The following is a 6,642-nucleotide window of genomic DNA, read 5'->3' as shown; positions in this document are numbered from 1 at the left end:
GGGTTGACCGGAGTCGCGGTTGGTGGTGGGGTTGTGCCCGTGCTGCGAGCCATGCTGCGTGCAGGAATGCTATTCAACACCACGCCATTCGAGAAGGTTACGGTCAATGGGTTCGCGGTTGGGTTCCAAGCAACATAGGTGCGTACACCATTTTTGTTGAAAACTGCATAGGTTGGCGTGTTGGCGGTGATCGAAGTATCGATCGAACCCAACTGCTTCAAGTTGCGAATCCAGTGGTAGGTATGAGCCTTGGTTTCGCCTTCTTCTGGGGTATAGGCGACCGTATCAAACTTGGTTGCGGCGGTTGCTGCATCACCAAACGCTTGGAATTGCCAAATAACATCTAACCAATAACGTTCTGCGCCGCCGATGTTGTTGCGCATTTGGCTGTAGTTTTTGTTGACATAGGCTGGATTACGGCCTAAGTACAACGAACCACCGTGGAAGGGCAAGAAGTTGATCCCGTGGATCATTTCGGGGTTGGCGCTGAACCAAGTTGCGTAGCTACCACCATCGCCCCAAACCATCCCGACGGCGGGGTGGTTGTTGTTGGCGGTGAAGCCAGCAGGAAACACAGCGTTATCAACATTGAACCAATATTGCTCGATCGCGTGGGTTTCATGGGTATACATGAAGATCCCAAGGTCGCGCAATTGGGTATTGCCAGTGTTTGCACCCCACAACAGCACAGCGCTGTTGAACATCATTGCTTCTGATGATGATTCGTGGTTGTTGCCTGCGCCAAAGCCCGCGTGACCCGAAGCCCATGAGTGGCCTTCGTAGATGTCGAAGGTGCGCAAGCGTGGGAAGCGGGGATCAGTGGCGGTGCTGATGTTGGCAGCATCGTTGATCAACAGCTTGACCATCGAACCCCAGTTGCTATCGAGCGCCCAGTTTGGATCATATTGGGCCAAGATTGCCGCAGCGTAGATGTAATAGCCATAGTGGAAGTGGTGGTCGTTCAATTCGGTATCCGAACCGAACGAGGCTGGATAGCCGATGACCGTACCCCAATTGCTATTGTAGTAGAACTGGCCATTGGTATCGTTGGCACTAGCGGTGAACCATTCTTGCAAACGATTGCGCACAGCGGTAATCAACGCATTGCGGGCGTTGGTGTTGCCCAGTTGTTCAGCAATCGGAATCAAGTTGGCCAACCGTAAGAGCGCCTTACCAGTGTAGTAGGTATCAGCACCGCCAAAGTGGCTAGCTTCGAAGGCAACATCATTCAAGTGATTGTTGAGGGTGGTGCGGTTGTAATCGCCAGCATCTGGCAGGGTTGGCAGCACACCATTGAAGCGCATGGCCGTGGTAAACGAATTACCATCGCGCAAGCGAATTTGACCACGGGCGGTGGTGTAGCTGTAGTTGGTCAACGCCGTCGATGAGTTGATCGCGTGGTGGCGATACAAGCCCAAAACAGTGTTGGTATTGCTGCCTTCTTTGGCAACCGTGGTTGCGCTGAAGGTTGTATTCAAGGTAGCAGAAGCTTGGTCGTAGCTCCAGCTGGCGGTGGTGTTGGTGACAAAGGCATAGGCGCGGGATTTGAAGAAATTAAAGGTTGCCACGCTATTATCAGGCAATACTGCCACCGAATAATAATCTTTGCCAGCCAAATTTGATTGGAAATTGTTCCCCGATTGGCTCCAGGTTGTGCCAGTTGGGGCAAAAATACCGTAATGATGGCCGTTGACCGTGATGCCGAGGGCATTCGTGCCAGCGCCAGTCCAAACGCTTGGCGGAGCCGCCGCGCTAATCAAAGCATCGCCGCCACTCTTGGTCAAATAGACGAAAGGCATGCCATGGCCAAAGGTTGCGCGGAGCGTGCCGCCACCATTCCAATAGGCCGTGACTGTCCAATCCGAGTAGCCGTCAACTTTGGCATCGGGCGAATTCAAGCCCACCAAACCAAGGTTCAGGTCTTCGGAAGCGTTATAGTGAAACTCACCAATGTAGTTGGGCGAGCCAGTTGAAATTGCCGGAATTGTTGGGAAGGTCACGCCCAAGCCAGTCGCTTTGGCTTTGACAATCAACGGCAAGGCCGTCATATTTTCCGAATAGGGATTACCAGGGAAGCGCTGCCAGCCGAGCGAACTCCACCAATCGTTGGTGGGCATAGCGCCAGTGACATTGGCAGTGCGTTTGGGAGAAACAGGATTTCCATTAAAATCATCGGGAACTTTTGCGCCTGCTGGCAAGGTGGTAGTATAACTGCCCAGCCCAGCTTGATCAGCGTTGGCAACAGGTTGGGTTGGAGAAAAGAACAAACTGGAAGTTAATAATGTTAGGAGGGTTCCTGCAAGCCATGGTAATCGTCTTGAGCGATTAGGTAAATGTTGTGTATTCATGCACATCCTCGTGTAATTAATCAACATCGATAGCCGAAATGTTATGAACCCCTAGTCGCATGAATCAAGCAACCTCCTTCGATCAAAGAATCCATATACTGCTATCTTAATTTTTTCCTAACTATTATTCAATGACTAAAATAAGTCATTTAGCATGCACTACGCTTCTGAGTTGTTGTTTAATGGATGATCGTTCTATGCTATTATGCGCAGAATTGCATATAAATGTAATTTGTTCCCTCACCCCTAGCCCCTCTCCCACTGCGGCGGGCGAGGGGAGTTTCGATATTCATGCTGAAATGCTTCCTCCCGCTTGCTGAGCGGGTTAGGGGGTGAGGGCTTGCAGATTAACGAATCATTGCATATAGAGAATAGGAATCAAGCATGGCCGAGTTGCGCAACTGGCAAGCCACGAGTCTGTTAGAGCTACGTTTTATCTCCGATGCCCAAATTTCGCCCAACGGCGAGCAAATTGCCTTTGTGGAAACCTGGATCGAGGAAACCACCAACAAGAGTGGCACTCGCAAGCCCGATTATCGTTCAGCAATTATGTTAATTCAGGCCGATGGTGGCATACCGCAACGCATGACGTTCAGCGTTTCAGGTCGCGATAGCTCGCCACGCTGGTCGCCCGATGGCAGTAAATTGGCCTTTATCTCAACTCGTGATGCAGGCGTGGCTCAACTGTTTGTGCTCGATTTGGCTCGTGGTGGCGAGGCCCAGCAACTCACCAGCCTTGGTTATGGTGTGGCCGAAATCAACTGGCGCCCTGATAGCCAAGCCTTGGCGTTTATCTCGCGCGGAGCCAAAGCCAAAGCGCAAACCCATGTCGAAAGCCTGCGCGACGAAAAAATTATCGAACGCTTGCCATTCAAATTCGATGGCGTGGGCTATTTACAGCCAGAATACGCGCAAATTTGGCTGGTTGAATTAGGGCAAGAACCAAACCAAATCACCGATCAAGCCTTTGATCACGCTGATCCGGCTTGGTCGCCTGATGGTAGCGAGTTGGCTTTTATCACGGTTTCGCGGGCCGAATTAGAACACACCCGCCAAGCTGATATGTACCTACTAAATGTTGCAGCTGGTACATCGCGCTGTTTAACTAATGCGCTGGGTCCGGTCTATCACCCAACCTGGTCGCCCGATGGCAGCCAAATCGCCTATATCGGCCATGATCAACATACGGGCAATGCATCAAATGAGGCTTTGTGGTGTGTTAGTCGAGCGGGCGGTGATGCCCGTTTGCTCAGTGTTGGCTTTGAATATGGGCTTGAAAATAGCGTGATCAGCGATGCACGCATTGGGCGCTTTCCTTATCGGCCTTATTGGCGCGATAATGGCATTTACTGTTTGGCAACCCGTGCCGCCCGCACCCGTGCTTATCGCTACAGCGACGGCGCGATGCATGAACTTACGCCTGAGGATAACCCAAGCATTTCGGGCTACAGCCAATCGTTGAACAAGCGCACTGCCTTCACCGCTGGCACTGCCACCCAACTCGAAGCGCTGTATATGGGCGATGCTGATGGCAGTATTCATCTGCTCTACGACCCCAATGCTGCATTACTCACCAGCATCCAAACCATCGAGCCAGAACGCTTTACCTACAATAGCTTCGATGGCTTGGAGATCGAAGGCTGGGTGATCAAGCCTGTCGGATTCAGCCAAGGCCAGCAATATCCCTCGTTGTTGTATATTCATGGTGGCCCGCATAGCGCCTATGGTCACAATTTTATGCACGAATTTCAGGTGCTGGCGGCGGCTGGCTATGGCGTGATTTACACCAATCCACGCGGTGGCACAGGCTATGGTCAGCGCTTCCGCGCGTTGGTACGCCAAGATTTTGGCGGCGATGATTATCGCGATCTCATGGCTGCTGCCGATTTGGCCGAAACCTGGGATTGGATCGACAGCAAACGGATGGGTGTGCTTGGTGGCTCGTATGGCGGCTATATGACCAACTGGATCATCAGCCATACCGAGCGCTTTGCCGCCGCCAATACCCAACGCTGTATCTCCAATTTAATGAGCTTTTTCGGCACATCGGATATTGGGCCATATTTCGGCGAAGATGAATTCGGTGGCAAGCCTTGGGCTGATATCGATAAATTTATGGAACGCTCACCGATTCGTTATGTCAATTCAATTAACACCCCATTGTTAATTTTGCATTCCGATGAGGACCATCGCTGCCCAGTCGAGCAAGCCGAGCAACTGTATACCGCGCTCAAAGTGCTGGATAAACCTGTGCGTTTTGTCCGCTTCCCGCGCGAAGGCCACGAACTTTCACGTAGCGGCGAGCCATTGCATCGCATCGCACGAATCGAATATATTCTGGATTGGTTCGGCCATTATTTGCAAGGCCACGAACTCAAGCCCGCTGATCACTTCCGGCGCAGCGTTGCTGGCGAATGGCAAAGCCGCCAATAATTTCACGATCAGATTGTTTTCAAGGCCGTTGCCACATTTAGGCAGCGGCTTTTTGCTGATTTTGACCACGATACCAATTAATCGTTGTCTGCAACGCTTGCTCCAAAGGCGTGGCAGCCAAGCCAAGTTGGCGTTCGATCGCTTGGGCATCGACAATTTGTGGCTCAGTATATTGATAGAACATCTCAACAAACTCGCGCATAAACGAATCCATCAGGCCAAACGCCTGAATCGCCATTTTAGGCAAAGCAATGCTGCGCACCGGGTAGTCCAACAATGTGCCGATTGTTTGGAGCATGGCGCGTTGGGTTAATGCTGGCATGACGGGCAAATGCCAAGCTTGGCCTAGCGCCGCCGGATGTTGGCCCAACAATGCCAAGCCACGGGCGACATCGCCGATATAGCTAAAACTATGCGGCAAATCGATATTGCCCAACAATTGAGCTGGTTTGTGCTGCAACAGCATCGGAAACACCCGATCGCCTAAGCTTGAGTTGAGCACACGCGGCCCAAAGAAATCGGCAGCTCGACCCAGCGTGACTTCAAGCGTACCAGCCCGATGCGCTGCCAAATAGGTTTCAACTAAATCAGCTCGCATGCGACCTTTACGCGTATGCGGCGCAAATGGCGTGGCCTCAGTCATTGGTCGGCCTTGACTCGAACCATAGACGTAAAGCGTATCGAGCACCACCAAGCGAGCGCCAGCAGCGGCGCTAGCCTGCATAATCGTTTGCTGAAATTGCGGCATAATCTTGGTCTGTTCAGCATAATGTACGTTTGCGCAGTGGTAAACCACCTTTGCACCTTGGCACAACTCATTAACTTGGCCTTGATTGAGCAAATCGCCAGCGACGACCTCAACCGCTGCTGGCAGATCGGCCTTACCACTACGATTGATACAGCGAACGCGCTGGCCTTGACTAATAAGCTCTTCAGCAAGCGTGCTACCAGCTGGGCCTGTGCCAAAAATAACTTGTAATGAACTCATGGTTATACTCCTTGTACAATAATCAATAATCGAACATTGTTCGATAAGGTTCAAAAAAATTACGAATTGGTCATTAATAAGCCCTGTAACAAGGCTTGGGTTGTGCGTTGGATGCGGGCTTCGATCTGTTCGGCTTGGCTGAGGCGTTGGCTGAGCACAAGGCTAACAATTCCATGCAAGGTAGCCCAAAGAATTTCGCTATCTTCACGCAAATTTGGACTCGTCACTTGTTCGTCGATCAACAATGATTGCAAATCTTGCTCAACCAATAAACATGTTGGCCAAGCCGCTTGGTTGCGCAACTCTGGGTTAACCGTCACGCCATCCATGCCATGCATCACTTGATAGAGGTCAGGATTGGCTTGGGCAAAGCGCCAATAGGCTAGCGCGATGGCCTGCAAGCGCTGATATGGATCAACATGGGCAGCACTGGCTTGTTGCATGGCATTGGTCAATTGTTGAAAGCCAATTTCCAACAAGGCTTCCAAAATTGCTTCCTTGCTAGCGAAATATTCATAAACCATCGACGGACTATATTCGATCAACTCGGCAACCTTGCGGATAGTCAAGCCCGACCAACCCTCGGCTTGGGCAATTTGGCGTGCGCCGTTGAGAATCCCCTCGCGGGTGGCTTGTTTGATCCGTTCGCGGCGTTCTTTGCTGCCCATCGCCTGTTTCCATTCCATCAAAATAATTTTATCGAACGTTGTTCGATAATAATATAGTTGTTCAGAAATGAATTGTCAAGAGGCAAAATTGGTTTTAGGGATCAGGAGCCAGGTTTTAGGGGTCAGGGGTCGGAATGCATAACCCAGAGGCGCAGAGATTTTTGTTCCCTCACCCCAACCCCTCTCCCACGGCGGCGGGCGAGGG

At 51.3% G+C, this 6,642-nt stretch carries 4 protein-coding genes; 1 reads left to right on the top strand and 3 read right to left on the bottom strand.

Annotated features, from left to right (window positions below; all coding sequences use genetic code 11):
* The coding region (locus DEF47_RS08875; protein WP_287045092.1) for a glycosyl hydrolase at positions 1 to 2,348 on the bottom strand (2,348 nt) is incomplete at its 3' end.
* Positions 2,349 to 2,732: 384 nt separating this feature from the next.
* On the opposite strand from DEF47_RS08875, the gene DEF47_RS08870 reads away from it, so the two are divergent.
* Entirely contained in the window at positions 2,733 to 4,781 is a 2,049-nt protein-coding gene (locus tag DEF47_RS08870; RefSeq protein WP_012188977.1) for a S9 family peptidase, read from the top strand.
* 37 nt (positions 4,782 to 4,818) lie between these two features.
* Here the strand turns inward: DEF47_RS08870 and DEF47_RS08865 are convergent, their stop codons facing one another.
* Together DEF47_RS08865 and DEF47_RS08860 are read right to left on the bottom strand one after the other, a co-directional pair.
* Positions 4,819 to 5,769 carry an NAD-dependent epimerase/dehydratase family protein gene (locus DEF47_RS08865; protein WP_012188976.1) on the bottom strand — a complete coding sequence of 317 codons (951 nt, stop codon included), beginning with the start codon at positions 5,767 to 5,769 and terminating at the stop codon, positions 4,819 to 4,821.
* A 59-nt stretch (positions 5,770 to 5,828) separates the two neighbouring features.
* Entirely contained in the window at positions 5,829 to 6,437 is a 609-nt protein-coding gene (locus DEF47_RS08860; protein WP_287045091.1) for a TetR/AcrR family transcriptional regulator, read from the bottom strand.
* Between the last annotated feature and the right edge of the window lie 205 nt (positions 6,438 to 6,642).

Source organism: Herpetosiphon sp. (assembly GCF_003512625.1).
GTDB lineage: Bacteria > Chloroflexota > Chloroflexia > Chloroflexales > Herpetosiphonaceae > Herpetosiphon > Herpetosiphon aurantiacus.
Note: the sequence above shows the minus strand (reverse complement) of the source record. Positions and strands in the feature narration are given on the sequence as shown.